The 19,245-nt window shown below is 68.3% G+C and carries 15 protein-coding genes; 8 read left to right on the forward strand and 7 right to left on the reverse strand.

Going from position 1 to position 19,245, the window contains the following annotated elements:
- Nucleotides 1-6: 6 nt before the first annotated feature.
- Nucleotides 7-2,241 (reverse strand): YhgE/Pip domain-containing protein, encoded by a 2,235-nt coding sequence (locus B5F70_RS02725; protein WP_241145880.1) that lies wholly within the window; start codon nt 2,239-2,241, stop codon nt 7-9.
- On the reverse strand, nt 2,238-4,811 hold the full coding sequence (locus B5F70_RS02730; RefSeq protein WP_158094914.1) for a YhgE/Pip domain-containing protein: 2,574 nt from the start codon (nt 4,809-4,811) through the stop codon (nt 2,238-2,240). The genes B5F70_RS02725 and B5F70_RS02730 overlap by 4 nt, the downstream gene beginning before the upstream one ends.
- Nucleotides 4,812-4,956: 145 nt before the next feature.
- Here B5F70_RS02730 and B5F70_RS02735 point away from each other — a divergent pair, with 145 nt between their 5' ends.
- Nucleotides 4,957-5,790 (forward strand): TetR/AcrR family transcriptional regulator, encoded by an 834-nt coding sequence (locus B5F70_RS02735; RefSeq protein WP_087204032.1) that lies wholly within the window; start codon nt 4,957-4,959, stop codon nt 5,788-5,790.
- Between the two features lie 243 nt (nt 5,791-6,033).
- Complete coding sequence (locus B5F70_RS02740; protein WP_087204033.1) at nt 6,034-6,504, forward strand: class I SAM-dependent methyltransferase; 471 nt, start codon at nt 6,034-6,036, stop codon at nt 6,502-6,504.
- Nucleotides 6,505-6,691: 187 nt separating this feature from the next.
- On the opposite strand, the gene B5F70_RS02745 is transcribed toward B5F70_RS02740, so the two are convergent.
- The 5 genes from B5F70_RS02745 to B5F70_RS02765 all read right to left on the reverse strand — a co-directional run bounded on the left by B5F70_RS02745 (nt 6,692) and on the right by B5F70_RS02765 (nt 12,013).
- The gene (locus B5F70_RS02745; RefSeq protein ID WP_206383479.1) at nt 6,692-8,020 is read right to left on the reverse strand and encodes a glycoside hydrolase family 32 protein; all 1,329 of its coding nucleotides are present in this window, start codon (nt 8,018-8,020) and stop codon (nt 6,692-6,694) included.
- 144 nt (nt 8,021-8,164) lie between these two features.
- On the reverse strand, nt 8,165-8,482 hold the full coding sequence (locus tag B5F70_RS02750) for a hypothetical protein (protein WP_087204034.1): 318 nt from the start codon (nt 8,480-8,482) through the stop codon (nt 8,165-8,167).
- Between the two features lie 78 nt (nt 8,483-8,560).
- The gene (locus tag B5F70_RS02755) at nt 8,561-9,589 is read right to left on the reverse strand and encodes a 3-deoxy-7-phosphoheptulonate synthase (protein ID WP_087204035.1); all 1,029 of its coding nucleotides are present in this window, start codon (nt 9,587-9,589) and stop codon (nt 8,561-8,563) included.
- Between the two features lie 132 nt (nt 9,590-9,721).
- Nucleotides 9,722-10,807 (reverse strand): immunoglobulin-like domain-containing protein, encoded by a 1,086-nt coding sequence (locus B5F70_RS02760; protein WP_241145881.1) that lies wholly within the window; start codon nt 10,805-10,807, stop codon nt 9,722-9,724.
- A 234-nt stretch (nt 10,808-11,041) separates the two neighbouring features.
- A complete protein-coding gene (locus tag B5F70_RS02765) occupies nt 11,042-12,013 on the reverse strand; it encodes a DNA polymerase III subunit epsilon (RefSeq protein ID WP_087204037.1) in 972 nt (323 codons plus the stop codon).
- Nucleotides 12,014-12,186: 173 nt separating this feature from the next.
- Between B5F70_RS02765 and B5F70_RS02770 the strand changes: the two genes are divergently transcribed.
- From B5F70_RS02770 to B5F70_RS02795, 6 genes are all read left to right on the forward strand, one after another.
- A complete protein-coding gene (locus tag B5F70_RS02770) occupies nt 12,187-13,272 on the forward strand; it encodes a putative manganese transporter (RefSeq protein WP_087204038.1) in 1,086 nt (361 codons plus the stop codon).
- Nucleotides 13,273-13,510: 238 nt separating this feature from the next.
- Nucleotides 13,511-14,314: a hypothetical protein gene (locus B5F70_RS02775; protein ID WP_087204039.1), complete on the forward strand. Its 804-nt coding sequence runs from the start codon at nt 13,511-13,513 to the stop codon at nt 14,312-14,314.
- 28 nt (nt 14,315-14,342) lie between these two features.
- Nucleotides 14,343-15,518, forward strand: a complete 1,176-nt coding sequence (gene ugpC, locus B5F70_RS02780) for a sn-glycerol-3-phosphate ABC transporter ATP-binding protein UgpC (protein WP_087204040.1) — start codon at nt 14,343-14,345, stop codon at nt 15,516-15,518.
- 13 nt (nt 15,519-15,531) lie between these two features.
- Complete coding sequence (locus tag B5F70_RS02785) at nt 15,532-16,485, forward strand: sugar ABC transporter permease (RefSeq protein WP_087204041.1); 954 nt, start codon at nt 15,532-15,534, stop codon at nt 16,483-16,485.
- Nucleotides 16,482-17,348, forward strand: coding sequence for a carbohydrate ABC transporter permease (locus B5F70_RS02790; RefSeq protein WP_204573902.1), 867 nt, complete (start codon nt 16,482-16,484; stop codon nt 17,346-17,348). Before B5F70_RS02785 ends, B5F70_RS02790 begins: the two co-directional genes overlap by 4 nt.
- Before the next feature lie 198 nt (nt 17,349-17,546).
- Nucleotides 17,547-18,881, forward strand: coding sequence for an ABC transporter substrate-binding protein (locus tag B5F70_RS02795; protein ID WP_087204042.1), 1,335 nt, complete (start codon nt 17,547-17,549; stop codon nt 18,879-18,881).
- The last annotated feature ends 364 nt before the right edge of the window (nt 18,882-19,245 follow it).

The following is a 19,245-nucleotide window of genomic DNA, read 5'->3' on the forward strand; positions in this document are numbered from 1 at the left end:
CCGGGGCTACATCACATGCGTCTCGGCGAGGCGCTCCTCGATGCACTCGTTTGCGCGCGCGAGGCGCCGGCGCAGCGCGAGGCCCAGTATGAGGGCGGGCACGAGGTAGGCGGCGAGGCGGCCGAGGGCCCACCAGAAGTCTCCCTGCCAGAGGCCGAACTGCGCCGCGCGGAACGCGTTCTCGGCGTGCACGAAGGGAAGCCACCGGTAGAGCGTCTGGAAGACGGGCGGCAGCATCTGCGACGGAAACGTGCCGCCCGAGCCCGCGACCTGCACGACCATCAGCACCACGGCGATGGCCTTGCCCACATCGCCGAAGGCGGCGGTGAGCGCGTAGATGATATTCACGAACACAAACGAGGCGACCCATCCGGTGAGGAAGAACAGTACCGGGTGGGCGCACTGCACGCCCAGGTAGAAGAGGTCGCCGGCGCAGATGAGCGTCGCCTGCGCGAGGCCCACGGCCCCGAAGAACGCGAGGCGCCCCAGGTAGGCGCCGCCGACGCCGCAGCCGGTCTCGGCGAGGGCCCGCGCGCTCGGCGCGACTTTGACGAGGGCGGCGAGCACGACGCCGCCGATCCAGATCGCGAGGGTGGTGTAGAACGGCGCCATGGCCGACCCGTTGTTCTCGACGGGGAAGACGGGCGTGCGGTCGAGCGTCACCGGTGCGGCCATGAAGGCGGCGAGCTCGGCCGGCTCCGCACCGAGAATCTGGCGTATCTGCGCAAGATCGCCTGCGGCGACGGCGCCCGCAAGCGTCTCGTGAAGCGCATCGAGGCGCGCGGCGGCCCCCTCGAGCGCGTCGGCAGATTCGGTGAGCGAGACGGCGGTTCCGGTGAGGCCGGTCTCGGCGGAGCCGGCGGCGGCGTCGACGGCGGCGAGCGTGTCGTCGAGCCGCGCGGCGAGGGAGCGGGCGTCCTCGGCGGCGGCGGAGACGGTCCGGGCGAGCTCGTCGAGCGAGGCGCGCACATCGCCCGTCGCGGCGCCCTTGAGCGAGGCGAGGTCACGGGCGGCGTCGTCGACGAGCCCTTCGAGCTCCTGCTTTGCCGCGGCGGCATCTTGGGCGCCCTGAGAGAGGTCGCCGGCGGCGGTGCCGAGGCCGGCGGACAGGTCGTCGAGCTCGGCTATGAGCGCGCCGAGGCGCTGGGAGAGGCCCTCGAGATCGCGCGCCACGGCGCCGGCGGCGCTGCCCGCGGACGTGCCCGCTGCGGCCTCCTCGAGACGGTGCGCGAGCTCGATCTGGCCTGCGAGGGAGTCGGCGAGCTGCTGCAGGCGCCCGCGATGCCCCTCGACCGTCTCCTTTGCCCGGGTAAGGCCGGCCGTGAGGTCGCCCACCTGCGCATCGGCCGCATCGAAGGCGCCGTCGATGGCGTCCTGCACATCGCCCATGCCCGCGGAGGCGCCCGCGATGGCGGTGTCCCACGCGGTGCCGGCGCCGGCAAGCGCGTCGGAAACGTCACCCACGCCCGCCGCGGCGGAACCGAGGGCACCTGCCGCCTCATCGGCGGGCGCGCCGGCGGCGCCGAGCGCGTCGCCGCCGCCTGCGACGAGCGCACCGGTGGAGGAGAGAAGCTCGGCGTAGGCGCGCGCGTCGCCCGCTGCACCCCTGAGACGGGCCGCGGCACCGGTGACGGCATCGTCGAGGCGGCCGGCGAGGCTCGCGAGCCCCTCGTCATCGAGCAGGCTCGATAGCTCGTCGAGGACGCCGGCGCCCACGTCCGTCACGGCGGCGGCGAAGCTCTTATCGATGTCGGCGCGCACGGCGGTGGCGGCTTTGTCGGTCACGATCTGGGCGATGGCGTTGGCCTTCTGGTTCTGCAGGAACGTGACCTCGGCGGCGCCCGCGCCCGCGTCGTAGCCGCCGAGGATCCGCTCGGAGAAATCCTCGGGGATGATCAGCGCGGCGTAGTAGGCGCCGGAGCGCACGCCCTCGCGCGCGTCGTCTGCCGAGGTGGGCACGTAGCCGATGGCGGTCGACGTACGGAGCTCGTCGACGACGCGCTCGCCCACGTTGAGGGTCACGGGGACGAGCCCGCTCTCGTAACCAGCGTCCTCGCAGGCGACGGCGACCTTGAGGTTCGCGGTGTTGCCGTAGGGGTCCCAGCTGCCGGCGATGTTGAACCACGCGTAGAACGAGGGCACGACGATCATGCCCGCGACCACCACGAGGGTGACGGCGTTGCCGGTGGCGTGGCGGAAGTCGCGGCGGATGAGGGACCAGATGCGGGTGAGGGTGCTCACGAGAGACCGCCTCCTTGTGCGGTGGGGTTGGGGGCAGGGTCGGTGGCGCTCTCCGGCACGGCGAGCGCCTCGCGCGCGCGGTCGTGGAGGTACGCCACCACGAGGAGATAGGCCGTTGTGGCCACGAGCGACACGATCCAGCAGACGAGGAGCGCGAACTTCGCCGGGAGCACAAAGAGCAGGAGCGTGCACGCGAGAGGGGCGGCGACGAGCGCCCCGATGCCCCGTCGCACGAGCGCGGGGTAGGCCCGCTCGAACCGGGCGGCGCGATCACGGGCGGCGGCGCGCTGCGCGGGCGTGGCGATGAGCGCCCGGAGGCGCCGCTCGAGGGCGCCGGCGGTATCGGCGGGGATGGTGTGCTCGGCCACCATGAGGTCCGTCGCGGCGAGGCTGCGGTCGAAAAGGGCGTTTATGGGCACGAGCCGGCGACGCATGCCGAGCCCGATTACGGCCGCCGGCAGCAGGAAGACGGCGAGCATGAGGAGGTTTTTGGCGTAGAAGTCGCCGTAGAAGCCCGCCACCGCCTCGCGCATGGCGTCGATGCCGTAGGTGAAGGGGAGCCACGGCTCGAGCGCGCGGAAAAACGGCGGCTGCATCTGGATGGGGTAGAGGCCCGACGCGCCGGGGATCTGCAGCACGACGAGGAGCACGCCGAGCGCCTTGCCGACGTGTTTGAAGGCGACGGCGAGGGCGTAGACGATCGACACGTAGACAAACGAGGCGACAAGGCCGGCTCCGATGAACGCGGCGGGCGAGACGCACTGCATGCCGAGGGCGATGTCGCCCGTGCAGCAGATGAGCGCCTGCACCTGCCCGAGCGCGGCGATGAGCGCCCCGCGGCCGAGGGTTGCCTGCCAGGGGGAGACGGCGCCGATGCCCTCCTCGTCCACCTCGAGCTTGTAGATGGCAACGAGCACGAAGCCGCCGACCCAGAGCGCGAGGTTGGTGTAGAAGGGGGCGACGCCCGAGCCGTAGTTGCGCACGGGGAAGACGGCCTCGTCGACCAGTGAGACGGGCGAGCCCATGAAGGCGCCCACCGTGGCGGGGTCCAGCGCGATGAGGTCCCGCACGACGGGCGTCTCGCGCGCGCTCTCTATAAGGGAGAGGTCGCGGGCAAGCGCGTCGACGTCGTCAGCCGCCGTCGTGACCGCGCCGGCGGTGCGGCCCACGGCGTCTGCCCCCTGGGCGAGAAGCCCGTCGAGCGTGGCGAGCGTGCCGTCCGCCTGGGCGATGAGCGCGCCCACCGATCCGGCGGCGCCCGTGAGAGCGCCTCCGGCGTCCGCGAAGGCGTCGAGGCCGCTCGAGAGCGCGGGGAGCGTGGTGGTGAGAAGGTCCGCCTGCAGTCCGGCGAGCGACGCGGTTGCCTGCTGGATGGCGCCGTTGACGGTGGCTGACAGGCCGCGCATGCTCTCGGCGCCCGCCTTGATGTGGTCGGAGACCTGTTGGAGTGCGGCGATGTTGGCCGTGAGGTCGCCGATGGCGCCGTCGAGGGCGGCGACGGTGTCGTCCATGCGGTCGAGCAGGTCTTGGCGCACCGCGGCTGCCGCGCCTTCGACGCTTGCCGCCGCGATCTCGTCGCGCGCGCGGGCGAGGCTGTCGCGCATGCCCTGGAGGTCGCCTGCAACGCCGGTGAGCGCGGCGAGGGCGGCGTCGATCTTGCCCTGCGCCCAGCCCACGTCGCCGGCGAGGGCGCCGATATCGTAGGCGGCGGTGGATGAGATGCCGGCGACCGTACCCGAGGCGGCACCGACGGCGCCGGCAATATCAGCGGTGAGCTGCTGCGCGCCCGTGCGCGTCTGGGCGAGGTGCTGCCGGGCGCCGGCAAGCGCGTCGGCAAGGGATGTCGCCGTGCCGGAGAGCTCGGCCATGGTCGCGCGCGTGGCGCCGACGGCCGTGCGCGCGCCGCCCACGCTCTCGCCCGCCCGGGCGAGGCCGTCGCCGAGGTCGCGCAGGAGCCGGGCGCTCTCGGAGAGCTCGGACGCGGCGCCGGCGCGGGCGTCGTCGAGGGCCGTGGCGCCCGTATCCGCCGCCCCGCTGAGCCGCTCGGTCACGGTCTCGCCCACGAGCGCCGTGAAGCGTCCGGCGATCTCCTCCTCGAGCGTGCTCGCCCCCGTGTCGGTCACCTTGGGCGCCACGGCGTTCGCCTTCTCGTTCACCAGATAGGTGATGTGCGCCGGCTCGGTATCGCCGGTGAGAACGTCGGCGATCCCGGCGGTGAAGTCCGTGGGGATGATGAAGGCGGCGAAGTAGGTGCCGGCGCTCACGCCGTCTCGCGCCTCCTCGTCGCTGTCGACGAAAGTCCAGCCGAGCTGGTCGTTGTGCGCGAGCTCGTCGCGCAGCATCGAGCCGGCGTTGACGGTGCCCATACCGGGGATATCGGCGCCCTCGTCCGCGATGACGACGGCGATGGGTATGGTCGAGGTGTTCCGGTAGGGGTCGTCGTTGGCGATGATGTTCGTCCACGCGTAGAGCGAGGGGATGATGCACACGCCGATGGTGATGACGATGGCGACGGGATTTCTTGCGATGCGCTTGAGGTCGCGCACGAAGATGCGCGCAATGGTTCGCACGATGCTGCCTTTCTCTCGCGGTGGCTCCTGAGAGTCAGACAGCGATAATACCCAATTAGTGATTAACACACGCTTGTGGAATAATTAACGGTGGCTAAGCCATGGAGACGGCCCTTGTGGGGAGTAACGGACAAAGGTGGGCGCAATGGGGAGAAACGAGGGGCAGGCGCGTGCGATGCGGCGGGAAGCGACGGAGGCGGTCTCGCCGCACGGGGCTGCGTCCGGCGCGGACGCGCGTACGGCGCGACCGGCGGGCGTCGATCGGCGCGTCGTGCGGAGCCGCCGCGCCATCATACAGGCGTTTGAGGAGTTGCTTGCCGAGCGTCCGCTCGACAAGATCACGGTGAGCGCGATAGCCCAGCGCGCGGACGTGGACCGCAAGACGTTCTACCAGCACTTCGGGAGCATCTCGGGCCTCATCGACGCGCTTGCCGACGACTTCGCCGCCCGCGTGCTCGACGGTACGGCGGCACCCGACGCGACGGGCATGCCGGGCAAGGCGTCCGGAGGCATGGAGGGCGGTCCCGAAGCCGCGGCTCTTGACACGGCGCCCGGCGCGCCCGCCCTGCACATGTTCTTCACCGCCCTCGCGCGCAACCTGAGCGCGGGCCTTGTGCGGGAGCGCGGCTTTTTCGAGCACATGCCGGCAGATGTCCTCTACGACCGGCTCTACGCCCCCTTTGAGCGGCAGATTCTCGCGCGCGGCCTCGTCGACGGACTCATCGCGCCCGATGCCGCCCGGCCCGCGCTCTCGTTCGTGCTCGGCGGCATGCTCTCGCTCATGCGCTGGTGGCTCGGGCACGGCGAGGCGCTCGAGCTCGACGAGGTGGTGGCGCTCGCCTCGGTGCTCACCGAACACGGGTTCGCGGGCGCGGCCGGCGGGCGAGGCGCCCCGTCGCCTGCCGCGCGGCAGGCGACGGGGCCGACCGGGCGGGAGGCGTGCCCGCGCACTCGATGCGCTCATCGATGCGACGCTTGACGCCCTGTACGGGCGCTCACAGGACGGGAAGACCCAGGAGCGGGGGGATGCAGGTGAATTAGGCGGGGGAGAGAGCGTCGCACCGCGGGTAGGCGCTGTTCGCCATCCTGTGCATGACGTTCATGGAGGTGCTTGACGGCACGATTGTGAACGTGGCACTGCCCACCATGCAGGTAGAGCTCGACGTCGAGGGGGTCTTCGCCCAGGTACGCGCGCTGGCGCAGGAGACCGCCGCCAGCGCCCATGCGCGCCGTGCCGCGCGACTGGTTTCTGCCCGACATGCGCGGGGCGCGCGTGCTCGGCCCCTCCTCGGGCGGCGGCCAGCAGATGCCGCTGTTCGCCGCGATGGGCGCCGTGTGCACCGTGCTCGACTACTCGGAGAGGCAGATCGCGTCCGAGCGCATGGTGGCGGAGCGCGAGGGCTACGAGATCAGGTGCGTGCGCGCGGACATGACGCGCCCGCTGCTGTTCGAGGACGGGGAGTTCGACCTCATCTTCCATCTCGTCTCCAACTGCTACGCGGAGGATGTCCTGCCGATCTGGCGCGAGTGCTTCTGCGTGCTGGCGCCGGGCGGCAGGCTGCTTGTCGGCCTCGACAACGGCTTCAACTACGTGGTCGACGACGAGGAGCGCGTCGTCCGCGGCCTTCCCTTCAACCCGCTGCGCGACCCGTCCCTCATCCCCGAAGACGAGCTCGGCATACCGACGTTTTGAGCCACCTGCGCGCAGAAGCCCGTCTCCTGATGGGCCGGAAGGGCCCGGACGCCGGCCGGCCGGGTTCCCGCGTGCGGGGCGAGGGGTCGCCGTGACGCCGGCGATGCGTCCCGGCGGGTTCGTGCGGCATCCGGGCGGCGCACGGCCAATCCGGACAGGGCGTCTCTCGCACAACAGGTCGGAGCAACTAGCCGAGGGCGTGGAGCTCCGGCGTCGCGGCGGCATGCACGTCGATGCGGTCCTCGAGCCCAAAGACCGCGTGGCTCAGCACATACTCGCCGTCGTTCACGTAGGTCTCGACCATGTTTGCGTCGACGAAGATGTCGAGACGATCGCCCTCGCGGACCTCGGGCGTCTCGGAGGTGAGGCGGCACTTGCCGTTGTGCGGGCACACAGCGCTGCGGTCGGCGACGATGCGACCGCCCGTGCGCGCGATGCGGTATCCGCCGAGGTCGAGCGACTCGCCCTCGTGCAGCTCGATGGCTAGGTGGTAGCCGGTGCGCGCCGAGGCTTGCTCGGGGGACACCGGCAGGCGGTAGGCAGCGCGCACGTTGGGGTGGATGCGGAAGTAGATGTGGCCGCCTGCCACCTCAACCACGCGCGGCAGGCTCATCATCCCGCGCCAGGTGCCCTCGGCAGCCTCCACCGCGGCGGGCATGCGCAGCCAGGCGATGACGGTGCGGCGCCCCTCGGCGTCGAGTGCACTCTGCGGCGCGTAGAGATCGAGGCCGTAGTCGAAGAACTGGTAGCTGTCGGCAAGCGCCATGCGGCAGGTGTCCTCGTCGAAGTCCGCGAGCATGCAGATGGCCATGTCGGTGGGCGCCGCGCCGTCGTCGAGCAGGCCCATGGGGGAGACCATGAGGACGCCGGTACCGCCGACCTCGAACCAGTCGGGGCACTCCCACATCCAGCCGAGACCGTCGCGCTCGACCGTGCCAGCGAGCTCCCAGGTAACAAGGTCGTCGCTGCGGTAGATGAGAAGGCGCCCCTCGCGGTGGACCGTCGTGCCGAGCACGAGGTGGTAGCCGTCGCGCCCGCGCCAGACCTTCGGGTCGCGCGTATGGGTGGCGTCGCCCAGCTCCGGATCGGTGATCGCCGGGATGATGACGCGCTTGGCGTCCAGGTTGTCGAAGTGCCGCCCGTCGGCGGAGACGAGCTCCATCTGGCAGGATTCGAACCGGTTGTTCAGGTGTTTGTGGATGTTCTCCGGGTCGGTCTCGAGGTAGCGGACGCCGGTGTAGAAGAGGTGCAGGCGCCCCGCGCGCTCTATGGCGCTGCCGGAGAAGCAGCCGTTTCGGTCGGCGAGCTTCGTGGGGAAGAGGGCGATTCCCTCGTGCTCCCAGTGGATGAGGTCGGGCGACACCGCGTGCCCCCAGTGCATGGTTCCCCAGCTCGGGGCATAGGGGAAGTACTGATAGAACAGGTGGTACTGCCCGCGGTAGTAGATGAACCCATTGGGGTCGTTGATCCAGTTGAGCGGCGCCTTGAGGTGGCCCGTCTGCTCGATGCCGCGCACGTCGTGCTCCTTTACTCCGATGGTTGGCGGGGTCAGTCCGATATGGAGGTCGCTCCGTATCGCTGATGTGCCGAAAGGCGACGGCACATCGGTCGTTGCCTTTCGGCTGCAGGGGTGCAACCTGCCAGGCGGCAGGGTTGCAGGCTACAGGGTTGCCAGCTGCTTGCGCCCGATGGTCTTGGCGAACACGAGGGTGATGACGAACGTGCACACGATCGCGATGACCGCCGAGACGAGGAACTGCAGCATGCAGTCGGGCCTGATGCAGATGACGCCGATGATACCGCACGGGCCCTGCGAGACGGAGAGCACCTGCACCATGGTAGCGTAGGCCGCGCCGATGCCGCCACCGATGAGGGCCGCGTAGAACGGGAAGCGTAGCTTGAGGTTCACGCCGAAGATAGCGGGCTCGGTGATGCCCAGCCACGTGGAGACGCCCGATGCCGAGATGGAGGAGCGCAAGAAGCGCCGGCCCCTGCCGCTCGGCGAGCCGGTCCATAAGACCGTGGAGCCGGTGCTGGTCCGCCGCGAGACGGCTCGCTAGGCGCGCTCTGCCAGGTCGAGGATGAGCTGGGCGGTCTTTGCCCAACCGAGGCAGGGGTCGGTGATGGACTTGCCCCACACGCCGCCGTCGACAGGCTGGTTGCCGTCCTCGAGGTAGCTCTCGACCATGAAGCCGCGCACGATGCCGCGGATCTGGTCGTTGCGCCGGCAGGAGTCGAGCACCTCCTTGCAGATGCGCAGCTGCTCGAGCGGGCGCTTGCCGGAGTTGTCGTGGTTGCAGTCCACGATGACGGCGGGGTTGGCGTACTTGTCGGCCGTGTAGTTCTGGGCGAGGCGCTCGAGGTGCTCGTAGTGGTAGTTGGGGTACGTGCGCCCGTCGAGACCGATGTAGCCGCGCAGCACGGCGTGCGCGAGCGGGTTGCCGGGCGTCTCGACCTCCCAGTTGCGGTAGATGAAGGACTGCTCCGCCTGGGCGGCGTAGATGGAGTTCAGCATGACGCTCGTCGAGCCGGCCGTCGGGTTCTTCATGCCCACGGGCACGGTCACGCCCGAGGCGACGAGGCGGTGCTCCTGGTTCTCGACGGAGCGCGCGCCCACCGCGACGTAGGACAGCAGGTCGATCAGGTACTGGAAGTTGGTGGGGTAGAGCATCTCGTCGGCGGTGAACATGCCCGTCTCCTCGATGACGCGCAGGTGCATCCGACGGATGGCCTTCACGCCCTCGAGCAGGTCGTCAGGCGCCTCGGGGTCGGGGTTGTGGAGGAGCCCCTTGTAGCCCGTGCCCTTGGTGCGGGGCTTGTTGGTGTAGACGCGCGGGATGATGACGATCTTCTCGCTGACCTCTTGGGCGATGGCGGCGAGGCGCTCCATGTAGGCGAGGACCGAGTCCTCGCGGTCCGCCGAGCAGGGGCCGATGATGAGGAGCTTGCGCGGGTCCTCGCCCGTAAAGATGCGGGCGACCTCCGCGTCGAAGGCGGCCTTCTTCTCGACCAGGTCGGGGGAAAGCGGCATCTCCTCGCGGATGTCCTTGGGGATGGGCAGCAGGCGCTTGAACTTCATCGGCATGACGGGTCCTTCGGTCGGGATTCTCATGTTGGGGAGATGCTACCAAAAGGCGCCCGCGGCCCGCGGGCGGGCGCGGGCGCGTAACCGATTTGTGACAGAGGGGCGGACCCGCGCCCGCCCCGGCTGCGGCGGCTACTCGCTCACGAGGCTCACAAAGCCGTCGAGGGTGTACTCGCCCGAGATGCGCACGCGGGGGAGCGACCGCAGGTCGTCGCCCGGCGTGGCCCAGCGGTTCTCCGTGGTGAAGGCACAGAGGATCCCGGCGTCGTCCACCGCGGCGCGCGCGTCGTCGGTCACGTCGCCATACGGGTAGGCGAGGGCCTCGTGCGTGCCGAGGACGGCCTGCGCCTGCTTGAGGTCGTCGACGATCTCGGCGCGGCTGAGGGCGCTCACGATGCCGCCGTGGCCGATGGTGCCGCCGGCGCGGTGCATGTTGTAGCTGTGCGACTGGAACGTCACGTACGGGCTCGCGTGCGCGACGACGCGCTCGCCGGCATCGGGCTCGCTCGCGATGATGAACGACGTCGCGGGGACCTGGTACTCCTCCAGAAGCTCGATGCCGCGGGAGAGGAAGCCCGCCTCGCCGTCGTCGAACGTGAGCACGATGCTCTTGGCCGGGAGGCTGTGCGTGCCCGCGAGGTAGGCGCGGACTTCCTCGTAGGAGGGGAAGTAGAACTCGTTCTCGGTGAGGTAGGCGAGCTGCTCGGCGAGCTTGGTGTCGAGCAGGTAGTTGCCGTTGAGGTTCTCGGGAGGGGCGTCCGCCGTGTAGACGTAGTGGTACATGAGCACGGGGACGCCCGTCTGCATGGTCTCCATGGTGTCGACCACGTGCACGCAGCGCTCGGCGGTGGCCGTGCCGCCGTCAGGGTCCGCCACGGTGTAGGTGACGGTGTAGTCGCCCGCCTTGGTTGTGTCCACCTCGCCCGCGGCGGTCACCTCGCTGTTCAGGATGCCGTGGACGGGGTCGGTCGCGTGCGCGCCGGCCTCGAGGTACTCCTCGCCGGTGAGCACGTAGGTGTCCGCATCGCCGTTCAGGCCGATGACGATATCGCTCTTCGCCGCGGCGGCGGAATCCGCTATCACCGCGGGGTCCGTCGGGGCGGGCGCGTCATGTCCGGCGCCCGTCACCGCGCCGATGAGGGCTCCCGCCAAGGTGACGACGCCCCAGAGCGCGATGCCGATGACGGCGAGGGCGGCGAGCCCCCACAGCCAGGGCACCTGGCGTCGCCGGAGCGCTGCCGGGTGCCGGGGCGGGCGCGCGGTGCGCGTGCGCGGTGTGCGTGCCGGCTGCCGCACGGCCCGGCCGCGCGGCTCGACGCGCCGCGGATGGGGGCGCTGCCCCGCCCCCGCGTATCGATTCGATCCCGTCCTCGGCCGTCGCTCTTGATGCATGACGCTTCCCCTCGTCTCGCTTCCGTGCCCGCCGCGTCTTCGCGGAGGTGTCCATGCTGCCTATTTGGCAAACATGTTCTTAAGATTGAATTCGGCCTGCACGGTCCGGAGCATCAGGTCCGTGTCGTCGAGGCCGAGGTGGCGCTCCGCCTCGCCGGCGTCGAGCGTGCCGCGGCGGCGCGCCCAGTTCTCTAGGCTCGCGGGTGCGGACTCGCGCGGCAGCGATTGGACCTCGTTATCGAGTTTGCGGCAGATGTCGCGCGAGTCGACGACCACGATCTTGCCCGCGCGCCTGGCCTCGGCGTACCCATCGAGGTGCAGCTTGAACCACGAGTCCTCGAACGCGGCGTTGTGCGCCATGATGGGGTAGCGCTTCATGAGCTTCAGGAGCTTGGCCTGCAGCTTCTTGTCCTCGCGGAAGGGCGTCCTGCCCTCGATGTCCGCCCACTGGATGTGGTGGATGTGCTCGAGCGGCACGCCGGTCTCCTTGTACGGGTCCTCGGGGATGCCGAAGTACGCGGCCTCGCCGTCGCGCGGGACCGCGTCGCTGGTGAGGTCCATGAGCTCCCAGCCGGCGTTTAAGATGTAGCCGCGCTCGGGGGCGGTGCCGGTCGTCTCGATGTCGATGCCGAGGACGGTGCCCTTGATGGGCTTGCGCACGTAGGCGACGGCGTAGGCGTTGCGGTCGCCGCGCACCTCGCGCGCCACGGCCGATGCGGCGCGCTTCTGCAGGGCGCCGATGCCCGCGCACAGGTCCTCGTCGGTGAGGCCGCGGGCAAGGAAGCTGCTCGAGAGGTTGCGCAGGCGCGTCTCGCCGATGGCGTCGCAGACGGCGCGGTTGCGGTCCCCGAGCTCGCGCACGAGGTCGTAGGAGAACGGCTCCTCGGCAGCGCCGCGCCATTCGGTGTCGAGCGTCTTCATGGCGTCCTCGCCCTTCAGGCGCTCCGCCTCCATCACCTCGTAGCCGCTGCCAAAGATGAGTTCGGGAAAGTAATACGAGTTGGCGTAATCGAGTGCTTCCTGGACCTTCACGGGGTCTCCTCTCGGTTCTGCGCCTGTGTGCGGCGCGTGCGTATGTTTGCTATATGAAACTCCTGTAGTACCATACCGTGACCGGCCCCTGTTCGCACCCGCCGGGGTAGGAAGGGTATGAACCTTTCACAACGCACCATGATAGAAGATTGCGCGCGAGGAGAATGAGCGTAATGGATTTGTTCTGGCATGTCATCGAGCACAGCGTGGAGGACACGCTGCCGCTCGTCCCGTTTCTGTTCCTGACCTATCTGGCCCTCGAGCTGCTCGAGCACGCCGCCGGCACGCGCGCCGGGGCGCTCGTCCGCAGCGCCGGCGCCGCCGGTCCCGTGGTGGGCGCCCTGTTGGGCATCGTGCCCCAGTGCGGCTTCTCGGCCATGGGCGCGACGCTCTACGCTGGGCGCGTCATCACGCTCGGCACGCTCATCGCGGTCTTTCTCTCCACATCGGACGAGATGCTGCCGCTGCTCGTCGCCGAGCAGGTGGACGCGGGCCTTGTCGCCACGGTCCTTCTGACCAAGGCGGCCGTCGCGGCCGTGGTGGGCCTTGCGGCCGACGCCTGCGTGCGGGCGCTGCGCAACAACCCGCGGGCGCATGCCCTCGTGCGCCGCGGCGTGCACGGTGCGGCCGTGTCCGCCGCCCCCGACCTTATCGACGAGCTCGCCGAGGCGGGCGAGGGCACGGCGCACATCCATCGTCTCTGCGAGCGCGACCATTGCGGCTGCGACGATGACGGGGAGCCGGACGTCGGGCGCGCCGCGGTGGAGGGCCCGGCCCATCCCGAGGCCGACGGGCGCGCCGCCGCGCCGGGCGGGCAGGCTGCAGGCGGGCACGCGCACCGCAATCGTCATCACCATCATGCAGGGCCCCTCGCCATCGTTCGGAGCGCGCTCTCGCACACGGTGCAGGTGACGCTCTTCATCTTTCTCGTCACGCTCGCCTTGGTCGCGGTGCTCGAGGGTGCGGGCGAGGAGGCGCTCGCGGGCTTCCTCGCGGGCAACGAGACGCTCGCCGTCTTCGCCTCGGCCCTCGTCGGCCTCATTCCCAACTGCGCGGCGAGCGTGGTCGTGACGCAGCTCTATCTCGAGGGCGTCCTCTCGTTCAGCGCGATGATCGCCGGGACGCTCGTGGGCGCGGGCACGGGTTTTCTCGTGCTCTTCCGCACCAACCGGAGCCTGCGCGAGAACCTCGTCATCCTCGCGCTCCTCTACCTCGTCGGCGCCGTCGCGGGGCTTGCCCTCATGGCGCTGGGCCTGTAGGGCGTCTGCGCGCAATGCGTCCGCACGCGTTGGATCCGGTCCAGCTTACCGTTTGCGACATGCGCGTTTGCGCACGTCGTCGCCTAAAACCTCATATCTGTCGCCCTGAATGACCCACGGCTCGTCCCGCGCAACCTTTACGCAAGCGGTGCGAGCCGTGACGCTCCTTTTACGCAGTCGTGACATGCGAGCCTCACCATGGCGAGTGTTTGAACGTGTGAAAGGAGATTCGAGACCCATGCTGAACGACTGCTCCATGACGCAGGTTGCGGCTGGCATCGCAGGCTGCCTTGGAATCGAGCCGCCTGTCGACGCCGAGCGCGCCTATCCGCTTGTGGGCGATCTCATGCGCGCTCGCGGCGTCGAGCGCGTCGAGCGCGCGCTGCTCTTCTGCCCCGACGCGGTGGCACTGTGGCTCTACCAGCGCTACACCTCCTGGTACGCGCCCGTGCTCGCCGAGGCGCCCGTGGCGCTGCCCGTGCGCACCATGCTTCCCTCCGTCACCCCGGTCTGCTTCGGCACCATGTTCACGGGCGTGACCCCGTACGTGCACGGTATCGAGTGCTACGACAAGCACATTCTCGCCCAGGACTCGCTCTTCGACGCGCTTGTGCGCGCCGGTAAGCGCGTGGCCCTCGTGGCGGTCGCCGACTCGAGCTTCGACATCCTCTTCTCCGACCGTGCGATCGACCGGTTCATCCTGCCCTACGACGGAGATGTCAACGCAAAGGCGCGCGAGCTCATCGAGGCCGACGAGCACGATGTCGTCGTGGTCTACAACCAGGAGTTCGACGATGTGATGCACGCCACCTACCCCGAGTCCAAGCGCGCCCTCGAGGCGCTCGAGCACCACATCACCGCTTTCGGCGAGCTCGCCGGACTCGCCCGCACTGCGTGGGCCCATCACGACCGCATGGTGGCGTGGCTGCCCGACCACGGTGTCCACATCGCCGACAACGGCCACGGCCAGCACGGCTCTGACCGTGAGGATGATCTCAACACCCTGCACTTCTACGGGTTTGCCCCGGCGGCCCGGGCCTAGACGCCAAGCACGCACAGAGGAGATGGTTATGGCAAAGATCGTATGCAAGGACCTCAAGAAGAGCTATGACGGCAAGACCGAGGTGCTTGCCGGCATCAATCTCGAGATTCAGGAAGGCGAGTTCTTCATCCTCGTCGGCCCCTCGGGTTGCGGCAAGTCGACGCTTCTGCGCATCATCGCCGGCCTCGAGGGCGTGAGCGCCGGCGAGCTCATCATGGACGGTCAGCTCGCCAACGAGATGCTCCCCAAGGACCGCAACCTCACCATGGTGTTCCAGAGCTACGCGCTCTATCCGCACCTGTCGGTCCGCGACAACATCCTCTTCGGCCTCGACGTCAAGAAGGTCGCCAAGGACGAGCAGGAGCGCCGTCTCGCCGAGGCCGCTGAGCTCCTGGGCCTCACCGACTACCTCGACCGCAAGCCGCGCGCTCTCTCCGGCGGCCAGCGCCAGCGCGTCGCGCTCGCCCGCAGCGTCTGCAGCCAGGCGCCGCTGTGCCTCATGGACGAGCCGCTTTCCAACCTCGACGCCAAGCTCCGCGCCTCCATGCGCGTCGAGATTCGCCGTCTGCAGCAGCGCCTCGGGCTCACCGTGGTCTACGTCACGCACGACCAGGTCGAGGCCATGACCATGGGCGACCGCATCGCGGTGCTCTCCAACGGGCGCATTCAGCAGCTCGGTACCCCGCTCGAGCTCTACAATCACCCCGCCAACGAGTTTGTGGCGACCTTCATCGGCACGCCGCAGATGAACATGGCTATCGCCGAGGTCCAGCCCGAGGGGCTCGTCCTCAACGACGACGTGGTGGTGCCGCTTTCCGCCGAGGACCGCGCCAAGCACCCCGCCGGTACTCGCTGGAAGGTGGGCTTCCGTCCCGAGCAGGTCTACCCGGCCACGGCCACGAGCGTGCACCAGGTCGACGTTTCCGTGGTGAGCTCCGAGATGATGGGCAACGAGACCCTCATCTTCTTCAACGTGGGCACGAAGCTCTTCACCGCGCGCTGGCAGGGCCAGCACCGCGTGGAGATAGGCGCTACGCTCCGCGTGAGCCTCGACCCGCGGTACGCACACTTCTTTGACGTCAACACCGGGGCGCTCGTGCATGCGGCCGAGGATCTCGACGAGCAGGGTGCGCGCAGCACCTCCGTGGTGGATGAGTCGCTCGCCGCCCGTATGGAGGCGGCGCCGGCCGCCCCGATGGCGTAAGGGGGTGGCGCACATGGCTTTGCGTTCCAAGCGCTCCCTGGCGGGCGCGGAGGCTGCCGGCGCCGCTGCGGTTGCGGTGCCCCCCAAGGAGGCGCCCGGCGGCAAGCGCTCGCTCGCCGGTTGGGTCTACCTGCTGCCGTCGATCGCCATCTTCGCGATCTTTGTCATCTACCCGTTCGCCCGCACGATCATCACGAGCTTCTTCGCCACCACTCCGGCGGGCGGGCTGACCCAGTTCATCGGGTTGTCGAACTTCATCACGCTCTTCACCGACCCGCTCTACACCCAGGCGATCGCCAACACACTCATCTACGTGGTGCTCACGGTGCCCCTGACCATTGTGATCGCCCTGCTCCTCGCGGTTCTCACCGCGCAGGACCTGCCGGGCATGGGCATCTTCCGCACGATCTTCTCGGCCACCATGGGTATCTCCGTCGCCGCGGCCGCGGTTTTCTGGAACCTTCTGTTCAACGCCAACTCCGGCGTGCTCAACCGCATCATCGAGTTCTTTGGCGGTGAGGGCGTGGGCTGGCTCATCGACCAGAACTTCGCGCTCGTGTCGGTCTCGATCATCTCGATCTGGATGAACCTCGGCATGGCCTACCTGATCCTGCTCGGGGCGATCAAGAGCATCGACGGTTCGTATTACGAGAGCGTCGAGATCGTGGGCGGCGGGTTCTGGTATCGCCTCCGCCGGGTCACGGTGCCGCTTATCTCGCCGTCGCTGTTCTTCGTGCTGACCATCACCGTCATCGGGGCGTTCCAGTCCTTCGGCCTTATCGACATGCTCACGCAAGGCGGACCCAACAACGCCACGGTGCTGCTCATCTACCGTCTCTACCGCGATGCGTTCGTGAACTTCCGCATCGGGTCGGCGTCCGCCCAGGGCGTGATCCTCTTTGTGGTGATCTTTGTTATCTCCTACATCCAGACCAAGCTTACCGAGGACAAGGTGACCTACCAATGATGCCCTTCTCCAAGAAATCGTCCGGTCGTGTGGCGGGCTCCGGTCTGCGCACGAGTAAGTCCGGGCTCGTTGCGACCTACGCGGTCTTGACCATCGCTGCCGTGGCGATTGGCTTTCCCATCCTGTTTTCCATCTCGCTGTCGTTCACCCCGCTCGAGGACATCATCAACGGCGTTTTTATCCCCACGTCGCTGTTTCTCGACAACTACGTGAACGCCTTCGAGGCGCAGCCCTTCGCGCAGTTCATCGTCAACTCCGTGGTCGTGGGCGTGGCCGGCACGGCGCTGCAGATCCTCTTCTCCATGCTCGCTGCCTATGCGCTCGTGTTCATCCCCTTTGGCGGTAAGCGCATCATCTTCCTTATCATCATGGCGACGATGATGATTCCCGCCGAGGTCCTCGTGGTCACGAACTTCCAGACCATCCGCGCCATGGGCCTCATCGACACCTACGCCGGCCTCATCCTGCCCGGCGTGGCCACCACGTTTGGCATCTTCCTCTACCGGCAGAACATGATGCAGATTCCCTCCGAGCTCAAGGAGGCAGCGGACGTGGCGGGGCTTTCCCGCTTCCAGTTCTTCGTCCGCGTGGTGGTGCCCATGGTCATGAACACCACGGTGACGCTTGCAATCTACTTCTTCCTGGTGACGTGGAACGCCTACCTGTGGCCGCTCGTCTCCACCACCAACAACACGGCGCGTACGGTGCAGATTGGCCTGCGTACCTTAAACAGCTCCGAGGGTCTCTCCGACTTTGGCATGATGGCTGCCGGCGCCGTGATCACGTCCATCCCCACGCTCCTGCTCATCTTCTTTGGCCAGAAGCGCCTGCAGGAGGGCATGACCAAGGGCGCGCTCAAGTAGCGCCTGTCCGCTCCGCTCCGCGCAGCTCGTTACCACGCGTCGCGCGGCTCGTTGCCCCGTGCCTTGCGGCTCTTCGTTGGCTGCGCGCGGTACCCGCTATCGGGTGTGCGCAGCGCCCCGTTTTGCTACCCGGTGCGTATACGCACGGTAGATAGTCCGGTTTAGACCCCAATTGTTGGTAACACGAAAGGAAACCCCATGATTCAGCAGAACCTTACCCGCCGCTCGTTTCTGACCCTCGCCGGCCTCGGCATTGCCGGCACCGCCCTTGCCGGTTGCTCCGGTGGCGGTGGCGCCGCCGCCGAGACCACCGAGGACGGCAAGACCGTAATCCTCTTCTGGAACTCCATGGACGGTAGCCGCGGCGACGCCCTTCAGAAGGTCGTCGACGGCTTCAACGCGCAGTCTGACGAGTTCGAGGTGCGCTCCGAGTACCAGGGCAGCTACGACGAGTCCACCGGTAGCTTCTTCAACATGGCAAACGGCGCGGGCGCACCGGCGATTGTGCAGATCGGCGAGCAGAATCTCCAGGCCATGATCGACTCCGGGCTCGTTGCCAATGTCTCCGAGCTCATTTCCGCCCAGAGCTTTGACGATTCCGACCTCCTCGAGCAGGCCGTGAACTTCTACACCTACGACGGTGCGATGTACGCCATGCCGTTCAACTGCTCCTGCCCGGTCGTCTACTACAACCAGGACGTTCTCGACGCTGCCGGCGTGACCGAGCTGCCGACCACGTTCGAGGGTCTCACCGCTGCGGCCGAGGCCATTGCCGCATCGAGTGACGTCACGCCCGTCGGCCTCTACGCGTACGGCTATGCCCTCGACCAGATGGTCACCAACATGGGCGGCTACGTGGTCAACAACGAGAACGGTCGCAAGGAGCGCTGCACCGAGGTCGCCTACCGCGATCAGATGGCGGTGATCTTCAACTGGGTCAAGTCCCTGAACGACGCCGGGCAGTTCAGCCCGTTTAGCTCGGGCGACGACGCCATCAGCGGCTTCTCGCAGCAGCAGTGCGCCATCTACATCGACACCTCTGCCTCCGCGCGCCAGATCATCGACGCTTGCTCGTTCAACGTGAGCATCGGCTTTCTGCCGGTCGAGGAGGGGGCTGAGGCCATGGGCATCTACGCGGGTGGCGGCGCCCTCTGCATCGCCGACGGCCTTTCCGAGGACGTTGCACGCGGCGTGATGGAGTTCTGCGCCTACGCGACCTCACCGGACGTCCAGGCAACCTGGGCGGGCGACACCGGCTACTTCCCGATTTCCAACGGTGCCTACGAGACCGAGACCCTCTCGGCGGTGTATGGCGAGTACCCGCAGCTTCAGGTTTCCGCCGAGCAGCTGCGTAGCTCTAAGGTGAACAACATCACCGCGGGTCCGCTTTGCTCGCAGCTTCCGCAGCTGCGTACCGACCTTCAGACGGCGCTGCAGTCCGTCTTCAACGGCGGCGATGTGGACGAGGCGCTCGATACCGCGGTGCAGTCCACCAACACCGCCATCGAGAGCGCCAACCAGGGCGTGGCGTAAGCTCGGTGGCGCCTGTGCGCAGGTTAGCTTACCGCGCAGCATGGCTTGTGGGCGCATGGCACGCGTGATCTTCTAGCTCGCATACGGGTGTGAGCCTAGTGGCGTTCGGGTGCTCGAATACCTTTTGCGGGGCCGGTCCTAGGACCGGCCCTATTTTGCTTGAGACGCCAAGCGAAGCGTTGCGCTCGCCTGCGTTCGAACGCGCCACGCGCTTTGTGACGCCGGCGCCGCGCGTCTTGCAAGAATTGAGGTAGTGAACCCTTGCCGCGGTTTTTGCAAGAATTGAGGTAGTGAACCCGGGTGGTGAACCCGAGAAAAAGCCGGGTAAGGAACCGCTGGTAGAGGTCCTGCAGAAATCGAGGTA

The organism is Collinsella sp. An268, assembly GCF_002159765.1.
Classification (GTDB): domain Bacteria; phylum Actinomycetota; class Coriobacteriia; order Coriobacteriales; family Coriobacteriaceae; genus Coprousia.